Consider the following 1,177-nt stretch of genomic DNA (forward strand, 5'->3'; position numbering starts at 1 on the left):
CCGACGACGGCCATGCCGGCGGCACCGCCACCCATGACGTCACCGTCACCATCAACGGCACCAACGACGCCCCGGTGCTGGACCTGGACATCAACAACTCGAGCCTGAAGACTGGCGCCGACTACCAGGCGACATTCACGGAGAACGGCTCCGCGGTTGCGATTTCCGACACCGACGTGAGCATCACCGACGCCGACAACGCCAACGTCACGTCGGCCACGATCACCCTGACCAATGCGCAGGCCAGCGATCTGCTGGCCGTCAACGGCGGCCTGCCGGCCGGGATCACGGCATCCAGCTACAACTCCGGAACCGGGGTGCTGACGCTTACCGGTTCGGCGACCCTAGCCGCCTATCAGACGGCCCTGCATCAGATTGTGTTCTCCAATGCGAGCGACAATCCCAACACCACAGACCGCAGCATAACGGTGGTGGTGAACGACGGTTCGGCCAACAGCAACACAGCAACGTCGACAATCCACGTCACCGCGGTCAACGACGTGCCGATCATCGATCTCAACGGCGCCGGCATCGGCAATGACGCGACGGCTTCGTTCACGGAGCAGACGCCGCTGGTGATCTCGCCTTCGGCGACCGTAGCCGATGTCGACTCGGCCAACCTGACGTCCCTGACGGCGACGCTGACGGCACGGCCCGATGGCAATGCGGTGGAATCCCTGTCGCTGAACGCCAGCGCCACGGCCGCCGCAAGCGGGCTGACGGTGCTCTACACCGCAACCACTGGCGTTCTGTCGATCACCGGCTCGGCTTCACCGGCCACCTACCAGACGATCCTCGACGGCATCGTCTACAACAACACCAGCGACACGCCGACGACGGCGGCTCGCACGGTCAACGTCGTTGCCAGCGATGGCACCGACAGCAGCGTCTTGCATAGCGTCACCATCAGCGTCACCCCGGTCAACGACGCGCCAGTCATCGATCTGAACGGCGCCGGCGCCGGCAAGGACGCGACGGCTTCGTTCACGGAGCAGACACCGCTGGTGATCTCGCCTTCGGCGACCGTGGCCGATGTCGACTCGGCCAACCTGACGTCCCTGACGGCGACGCTGACGGCGCGGCCCGATGGGAACGGGGTCGAATCCCTGTCGCTGAACGCCAGCGCCACGGCCGCCGCAAGCGGGCTGACGGTGCTCTACACCGCAACCACTGGCGT

At 65.7% G+C, this 1,177-nt stretch carries 1 pseudogene; it reads left to right on the plus strand.

Features of this window, described 5'->3' with window-relative positions:
• Positions 1–1,177: pseudogene (locus FJ424_RS33800) on the plus strand (hypothetical protein); the annotation flags it as partial.

Source organism: Mesorhizobium sp. B3-1-8, assembly GCF_006439495.1.
GTDB lineage: Bacteria > Pseudomonadota > Alphaproteobacteria > Rhizobiales > Rhizobiaceae > Mesorhizobium.